Source organism: Fervidicella metallireducens AeB (assembly GCF_000601455.1).
Lineage (GTDB): Bacteria > Bacillota > Clostridia > Clostridiales > Caloramatoraceae > Fervidicella > Fervidicella metallireducens.
This window is the reverse complement of the sequence record NZ_AZQP01000046.1, coordinates 1-17,160: the sequence shown is the minus strand read 5'-3', so window position 1 is coordinate 17,160 and position 17,160 is coordinate 1. Positions and strand designations below refer to the sequence as shown.

The window sequence follows — 17,160 nt, the reverse complement described above, 5'->3', positions numbered from 1 at the left end:
GAAAAGACTACAAGACTTAAAAGTTTTATTAAAAATTTTTATAAATATTAACTATGCTTACTCAACCCCCAAAGCCTTAAATACAGCATCTTCTACATTCTGATAGAAAGATATCTGAAACTTTGCAAATAACTCTGGTGGTACAGTACCTATATCTGCTGCTGAAGCCATTGGAAGCAATATCTTCTTTGCTCCTGCGTCAAAGCACACTTGCAGGGTACTTGCTAATTCCTCTACTTTGGTAATTGTTCCTCCTATACTCATGGATCCTAATACAACCATTTGACTTTGTATAGGTTTCTTTAATGCCCCGGAACACATTGCAATAAAGGCTGCAAGGGATAGCCCTGAAGTTACTCCTACGCCTTGTAGATCCTGAATATGCATTAAATAATCAAAGTTCTGAACAGAAATGGTGCCGCTAATATTCTTTTTATTAGCCTTAAAGTAGTTAAATGCTGTATTTATGCTTTCCTTAGCCTCTCTATTAGAGCCAAGTCCCGTTCTCTCAAGCTTACCTGAACCGGTACAACTTCTGTCTCGATTTTAAATACACCAATCATACCTGTTTCTCCGTGACCAACAAGATAAATGTGTCCCGGTTTTCCCATTCCTTCAGGGATTAACTTTCCTCCACCTTGTTCTGGTACAGAAACAAATTCTTCTTCAAAATTTTCTTTGTGTATGTAGGAGAAGTGAACATCATAGAACTCCATCCCGCCAATTTTCTTTAATTGCTCCTTGACACGCCTTCTACCAACAAGAGCATATCTTAATATTTCCTCAATATCCTCCTTGGTATATTCCCCATTTGGATATAATAATTTTACAAGCCCTGAAACAGTCTTTCTTACAGCAATTACATCTCTTTGGTTAAGGTTATTTCCAAGGTTAAAGTATTTGTCTATGGCATCTGAAAATGACCTTTTTCTCATTTCTCTAAAGAATTCTGCTATGTAATCTGTAATAAAGCCATATTCATTCGTAAAGAATTCTGGTCTATACTTCGGTATCTCCCATCCCGGTAGATAATAGTGCATACGATCAAAAAATGCTGAATCGTAAGCCATGGCCTCTGGAAAAGGGTCGAAAAGATGTGATGTTTTCAATAGTACATCAACGCTTTGATTAATATTTCCTACAAAAACCATAGATGCTGAAGCATTCTTTTCTTCTCGTCCTCTGGCAAAAGAGCCTGAAGCCATATAATCCTTCATGATTTGTATGCCATCTTTATCCTTGAATGTAATACCCGCAACTTCGTCAAAAGCAACTACATCCCATAGTCCTACAAGTCCTACCTTCTTACTGGCCATATTATAGAATAGGTTCGCTACTGTGGTCTGTCCTCCAGATATTAAAATGGAGTTTGGAGATATTTCTTTATAGATATGGGATTTCCCTGTACCCCGTGGTCCTAACTCACAAAGGTTATAATTATTTTCCACTAATGGGATCATTCTTGCTAATAGGTGCCACTTCACATTATTTTCTAGTTGGGTTGGTTCCATACCAATAGACCTTAGCAGAACATCTATCCATTCTTCTTTTGTAAATTGCCTTCTTCCATTAAATATTTCTTCTATATCCAAGTTTGGCATCTGAACAGGAGTTAAATTTGATATATTAAAAGGACTGGCATCTCTTACTTCTTCATCATAGAAATAGTTCATCTTCAATATACACCAAATTCCACCTGCTAAAAGTTTTTCAAATTCTTTTACATAGTGAGATGCTATTGCAACTCCTTTTAACCCTAAATTAGAAAACTCTGCTTCGTAGAAATCTTTCTTTTCATTGAGTTTTACTGTGAGTTTGTCTATGACTGTATATTGTCCTAGTTCTCTAATCTTTGATTTTATTTTTTCTGCTTCATCTGGTCTCACGAAGTTGTTAGAGAGGATTTTTTTTACCCTCTCAACGCCTTCATTAATACTATCTTCATCATCTGTAGCACAGTACATCCCTAACAAATACTCCAGTACATATACTGGTACATTGGCACCTTCTTTTATTTTCTTTGTTAAGTCTTTTCTCACCACTCTACCTGCAAAGTGGGTATTTAACTTGGTATTTAGACTTATCTCTTTATCTATACTTTCCATGTAGTTCACCTACTTATCTTTACTAAAATCCAAAGTCATTTACAATTGCTAAATCAATCATAAATGGTACTCTGTCATAAATCTTTTCTACTGATTCTTCTTCATCTTCCATTACTAGATAATACTTCTGTCCTTTATCATAAGGCTGATCTTTTAATGTAAACTTCTCTCTAAATGTACGATCTTCAGGTTTTGATGATCTACTATCTGCAATAATAATATTTTCATTGGAAATGCGATTGCCTTCCTCATCTTCAAAGTAAAGTTTTAGTGTCATAGGAATCTTTTTATCCTCTACCTTTTCCGTCTGAAAGAACTCCAAATATGTAATTCTATTTGTAATCTTTCTGGATATATTGGTTAACTTCACTTCTACTTTGGATGACTTAAATTCATCTTTTCTGATATTCTTGAACTTAACTACCGGTATTACAATTTCTTGCAGTGCTGCACCACCATGGACATAGTTGGCTCCAGCACCCTGTACTTTAAACCTCGTAACCCCTTTAGGTATAATTGCATTAAGTTTTGCATCCTCTCCTAACAAATAATTCATTGGTAGTGTAAGGATTCCTTGTTCATCTTTCTTTTCTTCTCCTAAGATAAATCTTCTTCCTTCATCAATTGCTTTTACATCAGCCTTACTAATCTTATCGTATTCCTGTAGACTAGATCTTCTATAAATAAATCCATGGTCTGCTGTAATATAGATATTAGTAGCACTTACATTATTCACAAGGTTCTTAATCAATGTGTTTAAATCCTCAAAAGTCTTTTCTACCGCTTCAAAAACATCTCTTTCTGTTGCAGCCTTATCTCCTATAGCATCAATAACATTGTGGTATATATATACCAGTTTCTTTCCATCAAAGTTTTCTTTGTATTCAGGTCTTTTCATATCCTTCATATCATTGTAAGAAATAGCAACTACATCAGTGGAATACTTAGAAAGTATCTTTTGTCTATTCTCCGTCCCCATAGAGTTAATACCATCAATGATAACCTCTGCCTTATCATTAATTTCGATTTTCTTATGAGGCAGTAATGTTGCCATACCTAGTTTTGTATAGGAAGGGACTACCCCTTGCATAAAGGATAATTCTGCTTTACCTCGTCTTTCTTTATTTAGAATATCCGTAAACTCCTTAGCAGCCTCATATCTCAACGCATCAGATATAATAACAAAAACTCTTTCTTCATTTCGCATATGAGGGTAAATATATTGATTGTAAAACTCCTGTTGCTTAACGAGTCCATTGATCCTTATATCATCTATGAGTTCATCTTCTATCATACTGGACCACTTGATTGAAAGTTCTTCTAGGTACCAATGCGTATATGTGTTCTCAATGACTTCAACAAGTCTGGCGAAAGACTCTTTATCATCTACTTTGTCATATGATAGATAAAATTTTCTATAAAAGTAATCAAATAAGTAATAATTCTTGGTATAGTTCTCCATAATTTCATAGGCACTAAAGCCTTTTATAGTTTTCTGTAACTCCTGCTCTAATCTCAAAATCTCCATAGCATAATATATAGATTCATATTCATTTTTAAATTTATTGAACCAATGGGTCGTTCTTCTTCTATTAATAATTTTCCTATACTTCTCAAACTCTCCTATTTTTTCGACTAAGTTTGATATCAGCCATGCTATGATTTCTTCATCAAAAGCCTTAAATGTATCACACAGGATATAATCTTCTATATCCCACTTGCTTAAATATTCCTTTAGGTTTAACTTTTTCTCTATTTGATTAGCCCATACATCAAATATTTCATGGTCTACAGAATGGCTCATAAAGTGATTGGTAAACACTATTGCATCTGCCTTTTTAGGAGATATAAACTTCTCCCATGTACTAGGCATCTTTGCTTCAAGATTGTAACTAAGATTCGTAATCAAGAACATGATGCTTAATTGTTCTAAACTCTTTTCTTCTAAATGGTATCCATATTTTTTCTCAACCAGATTCCAGAAAGCATCAATGCCTCCGAACTTTATGATTTCTTCAATATACTTGTTTTCACCCTTTGCTTCTTCCATGAGTATAGTTTTAACCACCAATTCAAAATCTGCCACTGGCAGTTTGCAGAGGGTTGATAAAACTGCTATATTTACTTTTTCTTCAGTAAAATCTGTAATGTTATAGGATGCAAACTTCTTATATCTTTCTTTGTTTCCAAAGAACCTGATATATTTCTTAAATACACTTCGTAGAGTTTCATCCTTAACACCTAAATCCCTCATAATAACCGTTGCTTTATCAGTTGAAAATTCCTGACTATACTTTTCAATGTCTAATAGCCAGTTTTCTCTTGCCATAGGCTTAGGATTAGGTGAATAAATCAAATAGTTAGATTCTGTATCTTCTTTTTCTAGTAAGTGCTTTATATAAAAACTGTTGTTTTCGCCAAGATGTATAATTTTAGCGTTTTCTAGCCTAAGATCCTTTATGTCCTCTACAAATTCTGATTCCTCATCATACCAGAATATAATGTTTCTCTTTCTTCCATCAGAGGATTCCTTATTTAAGTTTTCCTCTAATATCTTCTTTATCTCTGTTAAATTCATTGACCCACCTGCTTATTTTATATTTCTTCCAATCTTTTAAATCCTTCTTGAATGGTCTTGTATTCTTCCCAATTAATATTTCTTAGCATAGTATCAATTGGAGTAAAGGTCTTTTGAGGGAACATGGTTCCAAGGGCTACTGCTAGTTCCCCCTTTACCCTTAGTCTCTCTGTATTCAAGTAATTCACTAGGCTGAAATCTGAAATAAAGCCTTTACTCTTATCTACTATTTGCTTTTCTTCTTCTCCCATTTCACAAATAGCATCTAATATAAATGTTTCTAATGCTCCTGTCTTATCGAAGGGTATGATGATAGGAAGTACATTAACTCCAATTGCCTCCTGAAACTCATTAATGTATACCTTATCTGTCCACTCATTGTTCTGTAAATTTACTTCTTCCAAATACTTACTTAGTTCATTAAGTATATCTTCATTATTTAGTGAATTATCTCTGTCAGTTATAATAATTATCTTATTAAAAGCATCTTCCTTATCTGCTAGTCTATTAATTTTTAGGATTTGCTCAATAGCATACTTAAAATTGCTTTTTCCACCAATTCCCCATATAGATAAAATATCTTCTCCCAAACTATACCAGTTTACTTCTTCACTCTCATTATTTCTAATAGGTATTGTAACCTTCCTCTTATCTTTCTTCCCGTAAAACTCCCAACCTTTTACCTTATTCAAATAATAACTAATTAATATAGCATCTGATTTTCCTTCACATAATAATATACTTTTCATCATCTTAACTCCAGTCCAAAATCTTCTCTGCTTTCATATGCCCTTAAACCATTCAGATTTCTAACCTTTGTTTTATATTCATCAATGCTATTTTTAATTGTTATAATTCTTAGGGAGTCTCTTAGAAATTCTTCATTATCCAAATCTTTTTGCTCTCAAGTATAGAATCTATAACCTCTATGCTATGAGTAGTCATAAAGACTTGAACCTTATATTTCTCACAAGCCTTTACAAACCATTTGAATACATCCACTAAAGCATCAATATGAATTGCAGTCTCCACTTCATCAATTAATAGAATGCCTCTCTCCGCTTTAATAATAGATGCTCCTAGTAGCAATACCTTTTTTAGACCATCCCCATATGTAGATAATGGCATCAATCCTAGTTTTTTATGCTCTACATAAGGTACTGTTATTTTATTTTCTTCAATCATTTCTAGTCCATTTATGTCTTTGTCAAATATACTTAGCAATTGTATTAATTCTTTTTTGCTGCCCTTTTTAATTACATCATTAGGAGTATTTTGAAGCAAGTGATCTACTGGAGTAATGTACTCCATAGATATAATCTTATCTTTCTTATCCACTAAAAATACCTGATCCATCTGATTAATATTTATCTCTTTAAAGATTATTTCCTCACCATAAGTACCACTAATCTCTCCTTGAAATCCTTCTATTTCTTGGGAATAGGCTTTCTCGGTTATTACTGAAACTGTTTTGCCTGTTACATTTATATCTAATTTTTGACCCTTAATATCAGCCATAATATGCATTGATTTAGATAAGTTATTTAGCATGTTTTTAAAAATGCTGTACGGAGAACTCTGATTATTTAATATTTCCCTCTTTCTACCAATTCGTATGATATTACCCAACTCTTTAGGCTTTTCTAATATACCTATGGCTTCTAATATAGATGTTTTCCCAGAGTTGTTTTTCCCCACTAAAATATTCACTTCACCTAGATCTAATAATTCTAACTCCTTAATCCCTCTAAAACTTTTTATATTTAATTCTTTAATATACTTCATGCTCCACCTCCCCACTATATCTTCGCTAGAAGATTGGCTATTAATGATTTTTTGCCTTCTCCTTGCGGTATCTTTACTCCTTGGAACTTATCATAATTTACTGCTACTCCATCATCTAAATCAATTTCTATTTTCTGATTAGCAACATGGGCTATCACCTGATCATAAGCCAAACATTCTAATATTTGCTTATTGATACTGTCTTTTTTCTTCATTGCAGCCGCCTTTTCTCTAGATGATATATCAGATTCAATCAATATATCTAGTCTTTTTACTTCTGCTTCATATTTCTTTTGTAGTTTATGAAGATAATCTGTTCTTACCCTTGCAACTGTTGAAACATCATAACGGTGCATATAGATAAGTGCCTTAAATCCATTTTCTTTTCCACTATCAAACAACCAGTAAATAGGTCTTTTATTATATGTCTTTACATGGTCATTATAGAAATCTTTTAGAAAATACCTTCTTATTGTTTGCCTTGAGGTTTCACTAGCTTTTTTATCTAATGTTTCTGCAATATAATCAAGGTTTTCTTCTAATGTTTTTTCTCCAAAGGTTTTTTTTACAAATTCTACAAATCTATTAACTATATCATCTTCAAAATAATCATCATCTGCTATTACAATGACATTATCCATAGTCACATCTATTGAAGATTTTTTCCAACCTTCTTTAGTATTAATTAAGACTTCTGCATTCTCAATTCTAAATTTATCTTTAAACTCTCCACCTGCATAGATTAAACCTTCTTCATCAAGGGAGTATCGACCAAACATACAACCTACTGCGTAGGATATAAAAGATTTAATATCTCTTTCTCTATCTGCTTTTCTGATTGTTATATCTTTATCTTCTACCTCTGGAGTTAGTTCATCTTGAAGTCCGTAAATATCAATGAAGATTCTGTTAAGCTCTTCTTCGTTGAATTTTAGTTGATTAAACTGTTCTCTAGTAAAATCTTCCCATCTGTTAAAGGCAGTTTCTATTTTATTTGAATCAAAGTCATTTTTAAATGCTGAATAAGTTATTAATGGATGCTGTTTAAAATCCCATGAAGTTTCAAATGAATCCCAATCATTTTTAGTTATTGAGATGTTTTTTTGTACAAGTTCATTAATTTTATCACTATACGTATCTGATTTTATATATGGCAAAGAAAGAATATTTTCCACCTGAAAATTCAATGTTGAATTTGCTATATTTAGAATTTTCTTTGCAACTATGGAATTCATAAATCCTAATAATTCAAATAAAGTGTACTTATTATCATTTATAAATAGGCTTGAACTTGCTACATCCCATAAATATCCATTTTCAAAGTATAATGCTGAAAACTTTAATGTAGATATATAAGACCATGTTATCCCTTCTCGCAAATAATATTTTCTATTCTCTGTTCTTGCCCTAGTTAGATGTTTACCATCTTCTTCCCATCTAAGAACATATTCATTGTTGCCAAACCACTTTCTATGTCCACCACCTTTTTTATATGGTATCCATATATATGTCTCTCCTTTAATTGCATCTATGCTACTATATCCAATTGATATATTATCTATAGGTACTTCATACCACATTCGTAAAAAATAATTATTATTTCCAGTTATCATTCCTTGAAAACCATGAACAACATCTGAAAAATATTTACAATTTTTATATATTTTATAAATTTTTTCATTTACCCAATATGCTATAGGTATCCCAGGAATTTTACAAAAATTATCTTTATCTAGTATATATATTTTTTCTTTATTTAAGTAACTATGTTCTTTTAAAAGAGCATTATCTATATCTACAAGTCTTGAATAAATACTTTTATAATTATTGATGCTACAATTTTTTATAACAAATGTTGTGGCTTGCACTACTTCACCACCAATTTCCTCAAATGCTTTTGCTCCAAGATGTATCATTGAATATATCTCAGTATTATTTACAATTTCACTTCTTAAATCCTCATAACTTGAAAGAAACATCCATGCGTGTTGAGTTATCATTGATATAAATCCATTCTTTACTGTGGTTTTGATACATTTTTCAATAAATACGGCAAATAAATCTTTTTTTGTATTTGGATAATATTCACTAATAAATTTCTTTAAATTTTGATTCATTCCCTTGTTTCCCATATACGGTGGATTTGTACAAACCACATCATATTTCTCACTCATTATCCTTGCCTGTTTTACTAATAAAGGTATTTTCTCTAGTATAATCTCTTTATATTGAAATTCAAATAAATCTACTGTTTCCCCATTCCTCATTTCCTCTATTTTTCTCTCAATAGCATCAAATTCTATTTTCTTAACATCTAATATAGAGCCATATTCTTTAGCATCATTAAAAACATCTACTAAATATTTAATATCTTCTTTTAATTTCTTATCTCCATTGGCAAAAAAATCTATTGCTTCTTTTGAAATTCCATTACTCTCTTGTATAGAACAAACATTTAACTCTATTTTATTTCTAAATATCCTTCTATTCTTACTCCTAGCCTTCATCATCAATGCAAAGGCTGCTAGTTGTCCTGCTCTATCATCTATATCAAGTCCATATAGATTTTTCTCTAGTATTAACTGTGGTATATCTCTTTCAGAGTAATTGGCTTTCAAATAAATATCATAAAGTACATCAAAGGCATATACTAGAATATGTCCACTTCCCATGGCAGGATCTAGCACCTTTATATCTTCTGGTTTTAAATTAGGATTTTTTAGTTCATCTAGTTTCTTCTGAACTTCAGGATCTTGCTCGGCTTCCTCTAAATAATACTTCCACTTCTCTTTTAATTCTTCATCTGGATGGGACTCTAGCCAAAGTCTACCTAGTGAATTTTCCACCATATATTTTACTATCCATTTAGGTGTAAAAAGTTGTGTTGCAGCAGGTATGTTTTCTTTTGTGATCTTTTTATTCTTCTTTAAGTCTGCAAATACTTCATCCTTCTTTTCAGAAATATAGTATTGATACATCCATCCTATTATTTCAACCTGATCTTTATAGGCATCTTCTTCAATGGATTCTACTAAATCTCTAATGACAGAACCTTCTGCTAGTAAGTTGTCAGGTAATAAAAGTTCTGTATAATCTGCTATTTCTTCAAATACCATTGGCATAATTTTCCCTAATTCATTACATTGCTTGATTAACAGATACTTATATAAATCTTCTGTATCATTTTCATCTATAAGTCTATAAACTATTTCTTTATCTATATCTAAATCTATATTTAAAGCCTCTTTTATTATATCTGGTTCTGTTTTTCCTTCTTCTACGGATGATAATACTCTAACCCCTGTGGGTAGGTATTCATTGACCTCCATAAAACGGAGGGCAATTAATCTGTTGAACCATGTATATGCCACTTCCTCTATTACTTGTTCAAATCCTTTTTCTTTTATTGTAGAAATTAATTTCTCTCTTTGTTTTATTTCATATTTTTTATATATTCTACTATTTTCTAAGCCTTTTATTTTAAAACCACCTTCAAAGGTTTCAATATCCTTTATTTCATCCTTTGTAATACCAAGTTCATAGGCCTTTTGAGTTATATCTTCAATCAATTTATTTCTTGCTCTTACAGCAAAATTCTTTATAGCTGACTTGTTCATCTATATTTCCCCCTGATTATATTAACTTCAATTTCGTATCTTCATTTAATTGCTCTTTTAGTTTTCTTCTGATTTGGTCTAATACTTCTTCTATATCTTCTTCTGTTTCAATAACCTTTGCCCCATGAAGTATGTTGACCACACTAATGTTTTTCACTGTCTTTGGTTTATATCCTTGTTTAGGACCATCATCATAAAATACTTCTGGTGCTATTTGTTCATTCTTTGGCTTTCTCTTAGCCTTTTCTTTTTCTATTTCATCAAAACAGCGAATCTTTAATCTATCAGATTCTTCCTTCATGGCAATGGCTTCATAGAAGTTGTTTGCACTATCTAAACGTTCAAGTAAGTTATCAAATCTTGCTTTGAATTTACTTTTTAATTCTTTTCCAAAGTCATATAAGTCTAATTCTTCTAATACTCTTTTGGAATCAATTTCAATAACACTTCTTATGGGTTTGCACTCCTCTTCTAATAACTGGACAAACTGATCTGTAAATTCTTCAATTAAGTTTGGTAATCTATGAATCTGCGAATAAGGCTCTTTAGATTTTACAATGCTTTGTATTTCTTCTACAATTTTAATTGTATCTTTATCTACCATATAGGTTCTATTTTTTTCGTAAATTTCTAATTTGTGAACAGCCTTATCAAATTGCTCTTTTTGATTCTTAAAGAATTTTTTTACATCAAAAACCTCTTCTTCATAATCAAGTAATTCATCTTTTAACTCATACAATCTCTCATAAAATTCTTTAACATCTTTTATCTTTATTATTTCTTCAAATATTTTTTGTCCTCTTTCTAAGACTTCTTTTCCGGGATAATATTTATTTTTCTTGTATTCTTCCAGTAAGAAGTATATACCATAGTCATTTGTATCTGTACTTCTTCTATTTAACTCATGCTCACACAACTTCTTAAATCTATCCATCAATCCGTCTTCATCACTTGGTACTGCAGTAAATCCGAATACTTCCTTTGCCAAATTCTTAGCATTATTAATATACTTTGCAGGTGTTTTGGTTCTCTTTTTTATAATTAATCTATCTTGGTAATCTCTTTTGGTTAAATAGTTGATAAGATCTCTATCACATCCATTTATGGCCTCATTACCTAGTTGTAACTTAACCTCTTGCATTTTAAACAATCTGATTACAATTCCAATAATGTCTAAGTCCCTCCAGCCATAAGGAGCCTTACTATATAGTGTGGTGATGGATTTTATAGTCATAGGTATGTTTCTTTCTGTATTTCTCTCAATATACCCGTCTATTTCGTCTACCGCCAATTTATTTGGAACATCATCCGTCAGTTTTACCTGCATGTTATCTTCTAGCAAAATATCATTTAAATCTTTATTACTTTCCACAAAAGTTGTAATATAGTTTAACTTATTGTACATGCTCTCTATAAGGAATTTAAAGCCTTCATTTATCCGCTCTATAGGATTCTTCGACTTAATGTCTAATTTTTGAGAATTAGCATATATATCTGCCGACTTTAATGCTTCAATTACTAGAGTTTTAACTCGTTCTTTTCTCTCCGCAACTTCTCTGGACTTTCTTATTTTTATTTCTTCTATTTCAGAAGTAGATGCTGATCCTCCCTTTCTTAACAGGTAGGTCTGAATCTTTAATACTTCTTCCATTTCCTCCAAGAAGGTAGTATCCATAGGGAGTTTCAGTATTAAGTTATTTTCTCTCGCAGCCATCATTTTCAATTCTTGATCCGTAAGTTCTACTCCAGTATCATAGTAAGGTGTTATAACTTTAAGACCAATATCATATTTTTGTGGAGATAAGAATCTATCATCTATGATTTTATTAAAATCAAAATGATATCTAGCATTATATCTATATTTCTTTTCATTATAGATCCCTTCAAAAATTTCCTCCCCAATTTTTAATATGGTCTCGCCCATATCAATTTGGATGTTCTGAATCTCCTTATTTACATCCTGTTCTTCATGGGTAAGGAATATATACTCATCTCCATTCTTTTGAATAAGCGTTTCTTTTAATAATCTTTTTAATGATTCTTCAATCTGCTTCTTGAGTTCTATTTTGTCAACATCAATATGACTTACCATTAAAGTGGCTATATTTTCAATATTTGAAGGTACTTCTTTAACATATTTAATCATAAATAATACCTTTAACACTTCTACATCTTCTTTAGTTAAACGGTCATTATCTTCTGCATGTATAATTACTGTTCTAATATTAGAATCTAAAAATGCTTCTATCGTTTCATAAAATGCTGAAAATGGTATAAGTGTACCTATTTCTTTCTCTGCATACATAATTGCAGACTCTTGGAAAGCACTAAGTAAAGATCTTTCCCCTTCAGATAAGTGTTTTCCACTAGCCCCGTGCAGTCTAATACCTGTAAACACAGATTGTAACAGATTAAACTGGTATGGTATAAATGGATAAACTGCCACAAAATCTTCTTCAGATTTATATGTTTTCATTTCTGCTGTGTCAGCAGAGAAAGTAATTAAGTTTTTCAGAATTGCTTCTTTGTCTTGATATAAAAGTTTTAATGTATCCTTTGCTACATCACTTTTACGCAAAATTCTTCTTTTGATTACTTCATCTACATTGGCAGATGATAAATTAAGTCTAGTATTGAATCTTCCTTGAATTTTAGAGAAGTCATTTCCCTTAACTTTAGTAATGGAATCTATATCCTGTTGGGATGTTACAATAACCCATGCTCTACCTCCACAATAAGTCCCCAAATCCTCTACTACCGTTTGAAGGTTAAGCATAAGACCTACATCATCACCAATATACTGTCCAATTTCATCTACAAGAAAAATAACATGATGATTGTTTCCTTTGGATTCTATGTATTCTTTCACCTTGTTGGCAAATTTTTCTACACTTAAAGTGTAATTTTCTTCTGCCTTGTTATACCAACTTCTTGCAGCATCTTCGCTCATTTTAGTTGTTGCTGCTAAGGCCTTTACAATGTTGTCTTCTTCAAAGTAAAAATCTTCTCTAGCGTCAGTCCACTTATTCCCTGATAATTCTTCAAATTTTGATTTAAAGGCTTCATATGTACCATCTTTAACTAATTGCCTTTCCAATTCTGCGACCCAAGGCAGAGCAGCACAAAAACCTTGCATTTCATTGAATACCTTCATAAAGACCTTTACAATTGCATCTTTATTTGATTTTGAAGTAGAGTCTGACTTTGAATCTATATTAAATAGAATAACATCAGCGCTGGTATCCCCAGCCATCTTTATATCAGCCAACACCATAGGATCTTCTAATTTATCATCAAAATATGAGATTGCTTTTTTACCTTTAACTTCTTTATTCTCCAATAGATAAGATAGAATTTTTAAAAAATGAGACTTACCAGAACCAAAAAAACCCGAAATCCATACTCCCATCTTATCTGTATAGTTATTTATTCCTTTTTTATATGCTTCAAAGAATTCACTAAAGTGTTTGGATAGTTCTCTTGTAACTACATACTCCTCTAATTCCTGATAAACATTACTATCATCTTCTTGGCCAATTTTAATAACACCTTTGATATCTCTATCAATTTCCTTATAAAACATTTTTCTTAATTGCATAATAATCTCTCCCTTCCCCTCTACCTTTCAATCAACTTAAATGCTCTATAGTAATTATCATCCTTTATCTCACCAAATAACTTCAATTCCAAGCCATCATATATTCCCGGAAAAAACATAACAAGGGGAACATGGTCAATGACAGCATGTAATGTATTTAAAATTGTATGAGATCTAATGATAGGCCACGCCTTACCTACTCCCGTTAAGAAAACTATATCATTGTCATTAACCCTGTTTCTTATATACTCGATAACTAAATCATTTTTTTGTGTAAGTCTTAGAGTTTTCTTTATTGCATTTATAATATATTCAGTTCCTTTTTGTTTCTCCATTTCAAAAACTTTATTTAGATAGCCTTTCTCATCTAATATCTCTAAAATAATCTCATATAAATCAAATTCTTTAATTTGAATCTCTGAATCTTCATTATTAATTTTCTGCTTCAAGAACTTAATATGTTCTCTGACTATAAGTTCATCTGATGGATCATAGTCAAAGATGTAAAAACCTATTTCATTTCCCAATCCTTTATTTTCTCTAAATCGCTTTTCTTGCAATCTAGGAAGGATTTTATCGAGTCTTTCATAAATTTGCATCTATATCTCTCCTAACATCACTTCTAGGTATGGCGTATCCCCTATATTCTTTAAATGTTGAACTACTTCTTCCTCCATTATTTGAGGAAGAATTTCAACTTCTTTCTTAGAATTCTTAATGAATCCAGCTTCACATAAAACTCTCTTATAAACTTGCTTTAATTTATAGAAAGTATAGTCCTTCCATTCCGCTATTTGTTCACTCTGTTCTGCTTTTCTTCTAAAAAACACATTGAAGTCTTTATCTGTTATTATGAAATCCTTTAGTAATAACTTTTCTTTATAAACTTCCTTCATAAACTCGAAGAATAACCGATCTATTTTGAGTATACTATATATTGCCAATTGCTTACTAGTTTGCAAACTTCCATTCACGATTTTATCTAATATATAATTATCTAAACCTTCAATTCTGTTGATTACTGTTGAAGCAATTTCCCTTTTTCGGCTTCTGTATTAACAGCAAAAATGTTTTCTTCTATCGCTTTACTTCTTATAGTTTCTTCGTCCAATCCTTGAATTTTCAAGTGCGAAGCCTTTTTTAGTTCCAGATATAAATAAGGTCTGGACTTTAATATTGAAGTATATTGTATCATATTTTTCCATCACATCCTCTCAAATGGTCCACTTTAGGTTTTATTATATCACTAACAAATTTTTTTGTCTTTACATTTCCAAATTATTTATTGACAAGCACATTTTTTATAGTAATATCAAAGGCAATATAAAAGTATAGTATGTCAATTATTACCTTGGCCTACTATGCTTTTTTTGTTTTTAGTAGACCAAAGTAATAATAAAATTTATGGAGGTCTATGATGATGAACTACTCTTTTGAGATTGTGTATGATGGTGATATGGCTGAATTGCTTGAGGATGAAGGGATTACAACTTCTACATTGTACAAGGTTTTTGAAAAGTTTGTTCAAGAAGAATTGGAATTGATTGATGATGAAACTGCTAATTTTATACTTCCTTTTATAAACCCTACATCTGACAAAAGGTACACACTTTACGGAAACTACCAATTCAAATGTTCTCATATAGAATTTGAGATTGAACGTAAGCGTCAAAGTTTTAGTACCTTTAATAACTTCAAAAATAGCATTAAAATATCCCAGTAAGGCAATTTAATAAACTTTACTGGGATTAACTTATTTACTATCTTTAATTTTCATATTTTCAGGGATCTTATCTGACCAAGGCATGAGATTCTCTAAATTTTCGCTATCGGATAAATCTATGTTATATAGATTATCAAATAGATAAACTAAATACCTTTCTACGACATATTTTATTAATATATTCTTCCCAGGTTGCACTATCTAATTTTCTAGACATAGTTACCCTCCCAATAATAATCTTATGAAATAAGTTTATCAGTGAGAAGACATGCTATCTATGTACTTAATTTTTGACGCTTACTAAATATCCGTCCAACTTCTATCTCTCAATTTATATTTGCGAAAAAGTGCACCCCCGGGGTTCAAATCCCCTCAAAACCTTAGTCTACGGAAACATAAAACACACATGAAAAAAAGGGGCAAATTGCCCCAAGCCTTTGATTTCAGGCTATTTCTTCTCTATCTTCACGACACACTCCACGTGTGTTGTGATAGAAAGATGATAATAATACGCAGAATTATTCGTTTTGTGTAAAGGTGAACCTCCTTAAATTAAAAGGAGTCGGGCTGACCCCCTAACTTTGGACACTATCATGAAATTTTGTGACTTATCATAGAATTACATGTATTTTCAGCTTCCTCCACGGTCTGCCCTTGACATTGAGCCTCTGCATATATGAGTAAGAGCCCTGACGGCAGCTGGCAATTCAGAGCTGCCATATAAAATGCTATCATACATGCCCTCAATATCAATGGTACGCTGCGCCAGACCTTACATTATCTATAGTCTCATATTTACTGTTTCTCCAGATATTCTAAGATGTTCATAGAACTCTGCCGGAGGCATGTATTTGGTTGAGGAATGAATTCGTTTTGTATTATACAATTTAATAAACTCATTAACTATTGTATAGGCCTCTGCAAAGCTCTCAAATTCATTGATGCTTAAGCATTCTTCCTCTAAAATTCTATGGTATGATTCTATATGTTCATTCATATTAGGTGTTTTGTAAGGTATTCTTTCATGTTCAACCTAAAGACTCTCGCAGGCTTTTGCAAAAGCTTCACTTATGAACTGTGGACCATTATCTGAACGTATAACTGGTTTATTCTCAGCCTCGTAAAGCTGACGTTTTAAAAGAACTATCTTTAGAGTCCTTGAAACATCTTCCCCTGTACAGCTTAGCCCTATATGATGTGAAATAATATTTCTATCTGCAACATCAATAAAACTAAGTATATAGAAAAATCTATTCTCTCCACTGATGTATCCGTACTTAATGTCGGTTTCCCAGAGCTGATTTGAAGCCTTTACAGTTCTGTTTCTGGCAATCTTTTTTTAATGCTTTAGTTTGGTTTTTCTTTGTGGCTTTAGTATATTGAGCTCTTTGCAGAGCCTGTACACCTTTTTCTTATTAATGTTAAGTTCAAAATTTCTTCTAAGAGACTTTGTAAGTTTTAAGTATCCATAGAAAGCCCCTTTGTTTTCAGTAATTTGAATTATATATTCTTTTATCTGTTCATCTGGTACCTTATATCCCTTTTTATTAAGGGAATACCCAGCTATAAGTCTGCCAGTTGATTTACCTTTTACATCTTTTAAACCTGATAAATTGTAATAATATGTTGAACGGTTTAGACCTACTATCCTAAGTACTTTTGCTTTTGGATAGCCAGCTTCAATCCATTTATTTGCAATTTCAAGATCCTTTTCACCAAGAAGCTTCTTTAATGTTTCATTTTCTGTTTCAAGG

Annotated in this window: 10 protein-coding genes and 3 pseudogenes; 1 reads left to right on the top strand and 12 read right to left on the bottom strand. The window is 31.6% G+C overall.

Annotated elements, in window-relative coordinates; all coding sequences use genetic code 11:
- Positions 1-57 precede the first annotated feature (57 nt).
- From brxL to Q428_RS11700, 9 genes and pseudogenes are all read right to left on the bottom strand, one after another.
- Positions 58-2,105: pseudogene (brxL, locus tag Q428_RS11735) on the bottom strand (protease Lon-related BREX system protein BrxL).
- A 22-nt stretch (positions 2,106-2,127) separates the two neighbouring features.
- Positions 2,128-4,683 (bottom strand): BREX-1 system phosphatase PglZ type A, encoded by a 2,556-nt coding sequence (gene pglZ, locus Q428_RS11730; RefSeq protein WP_035381189.1) that lies wholly within the window; start codon positions 4,681-4,683, stop codon positions 2,128-2,130.
- Between the two features lie 17 nt (positions 4,684-4,700).
- On the bottom strand, positions 4,701-5,432 hold the full coding sequence (locus tag Q428_RS11725; protein ID WP_035381187.1) for a DUF3226 domain-containing protein: 732 nt from the start codon (positions 5,430-5,432) through the stop codon (positions 4,701-4,703).
- Positions 5,432-5,575, bottom strand: coding sequence for a hypothetical protein (locus Q428_RS15495; RefSeq protein ID WP_161633626.1), 144 nt, complete (start codon positions 5,573-5,575; stop codon positions 5,432-5,434). The genes Q428_RS11725 and Q428_RS15495 overlap by 1 nt, the downstream gene beginning before the upstream one ends.
- A complete protein-coding gene (locus Q428_RS11720; protein ID WP_035381185.1) occupies positions 5,554-6,468 on the bottom strand; it encodes an AAA family ATPase in 915 nt (304 codons plus the stop codon). Before Q428_RS11720 ends, Q428_RS15495 begins: the two co-directional genes overlap by 22 nt.
- A 14-nt stretch (positions 6,469-6,482) precedes the next feature.
- Positions 6,483-10,085: a BREX-1 system adenine-specific DNA-methyltransferase PglX gene (pglX, locus tag Q428_RS11715; RefSeq protein ID WP_035381183.1), complete on the bottom strand. Its 3,603-nt coding sequence runs from the start codon at positions 10,083-10,085 to the stop codon at positions 6,483-6,485.
- 16 nt (positions 10,086-10,101) lie between these two features.
- Positions 10,102-13,683 (bottom strand): BREX system P-loop protein BrxC, encoded by a 3,582-nt coding sequence (gene brxC / locus Q428_RS11710; protein ID WP_035381181.1) that lies wholly within the window; start codon positions 13,681-13,683, stop codon positions 10,102-10,104.
- Between the two features lie 20 nt (positions 13,684-13,703).
- The gene (locus tag Q428_RS11705) at positions 13,704-14,282 is read right to left on the bottom strand and encodes a DUF1788 domain-containing protein (protein ID WP_035381179.1); all 579 of its coding nucleotides are present in this window, start codon (positions 14,280-14,282) and stop codon (positions 13,704-13,706) included.
- A pseudogene (locus Q428_RS11700) lies at positions 14,283-14,878 on the bottom strand (DUF1819 family protein).
- A gap of 225 nt (positions 14,879-15,103) precedes the next feature.
- Between Q428_RS11700 and Q428_RS11695 the strand changes: the two are divergent.
- The gene (locus tag Q428_RS11695) at positions 15,104-15,406 is read left to right on the top strand and encodes a hypothetical protein (RefSeq protein WP_152539128.1); all 303 of its coding nucleotides are present in this window, start codon (positions 15,104-15,106) and stop codon (positions 15,404-15,406) included.
- Positions 15,407-16,187: 781 nt separating this feature from the next.
- Here the strand turns inward: Q428_RS11695 and Q428_RS14980 are convergent.
- The 3 genes and pseudogenes from Q428_RS14980 to Q428_RS14970 all read right to left on the bottom strand — a co-directional run.
- Positions 16,188-16,427, bottom strand: a pseudogene (locus Q428_RS14980) (integrase core domain-containing protein); the annotation flags it as partial.
- 12 nt (positions 16,428-16,439) lie between these two features.
- Positions 16,440-16,739, bottom strand: coding sequence for a DDE-type integrase/transposase/recombinase (locus Q428_RS16685; RefSeq protein WP_080514935.1), 300 nt, complete (start codon positions 16,737-16,739; stop codon positions 16,440-16,442).
- Positions 16,740-16,745: 6 nt separating this feature from the next.
- On the bottom strand, positions 16,746-17,160 hold a 415-nt coding region (locus tag Q428_RS14970), incomplete at its 5' end, for an IS3 family transposase (protein ID WP_152539127.1).

Bases quoted from the DNA above. Each gene is read 5' to 3' on its own strand.
- pglZ (WP_035381189.1), bottom strand. From the start codon at position 4,683: ATGAATTTAACAGAGATAAAGAAGATATTAGAGGAAAACTTAAATAAG.
- Q428_RS11725 (WP_035381187.1), bottom strand. From the start codon at position 5,432: ATGAAAAGTATATTATTATGTGAAGGAAAATCAGATGCTATATTAATT.
- Q428_RS11720 (WP_035381185.1), bottom strand. From the start codon at position 6,468: ATGAAGTATATTAAAGAATTAAATATAAAAAGTTTTAGAGGGATTAAG.
- pglX (WP_035381183.1), bottom strand. From the start codon at position 10,085: ATGAACAAGTCAGCTATAAAGAATTTTGCTGTAAGAGCAAGAAATAAA.
- brxC (WP_035381181.1), bottom strand. From the start codon at position 13,683: ATGCAATTAAGAAAAATGTTTTATAAGGAAATTGATAGAGATATCAAA.
- Q428_RS11705 (WP_035381179.1), bottom strand. From the start codon at position 14,282: ATGCAAATTTATGAAAGACTCGATAAAATCCTTCCTAGATTGCAAGAA.
- Q428_RS11695 (WP_152539128.1), top strand. From the start codon at position 15,104: ATGAACTACTCTTTTGAGATTGTGTATGATGGTGATATGGCTGAATTG.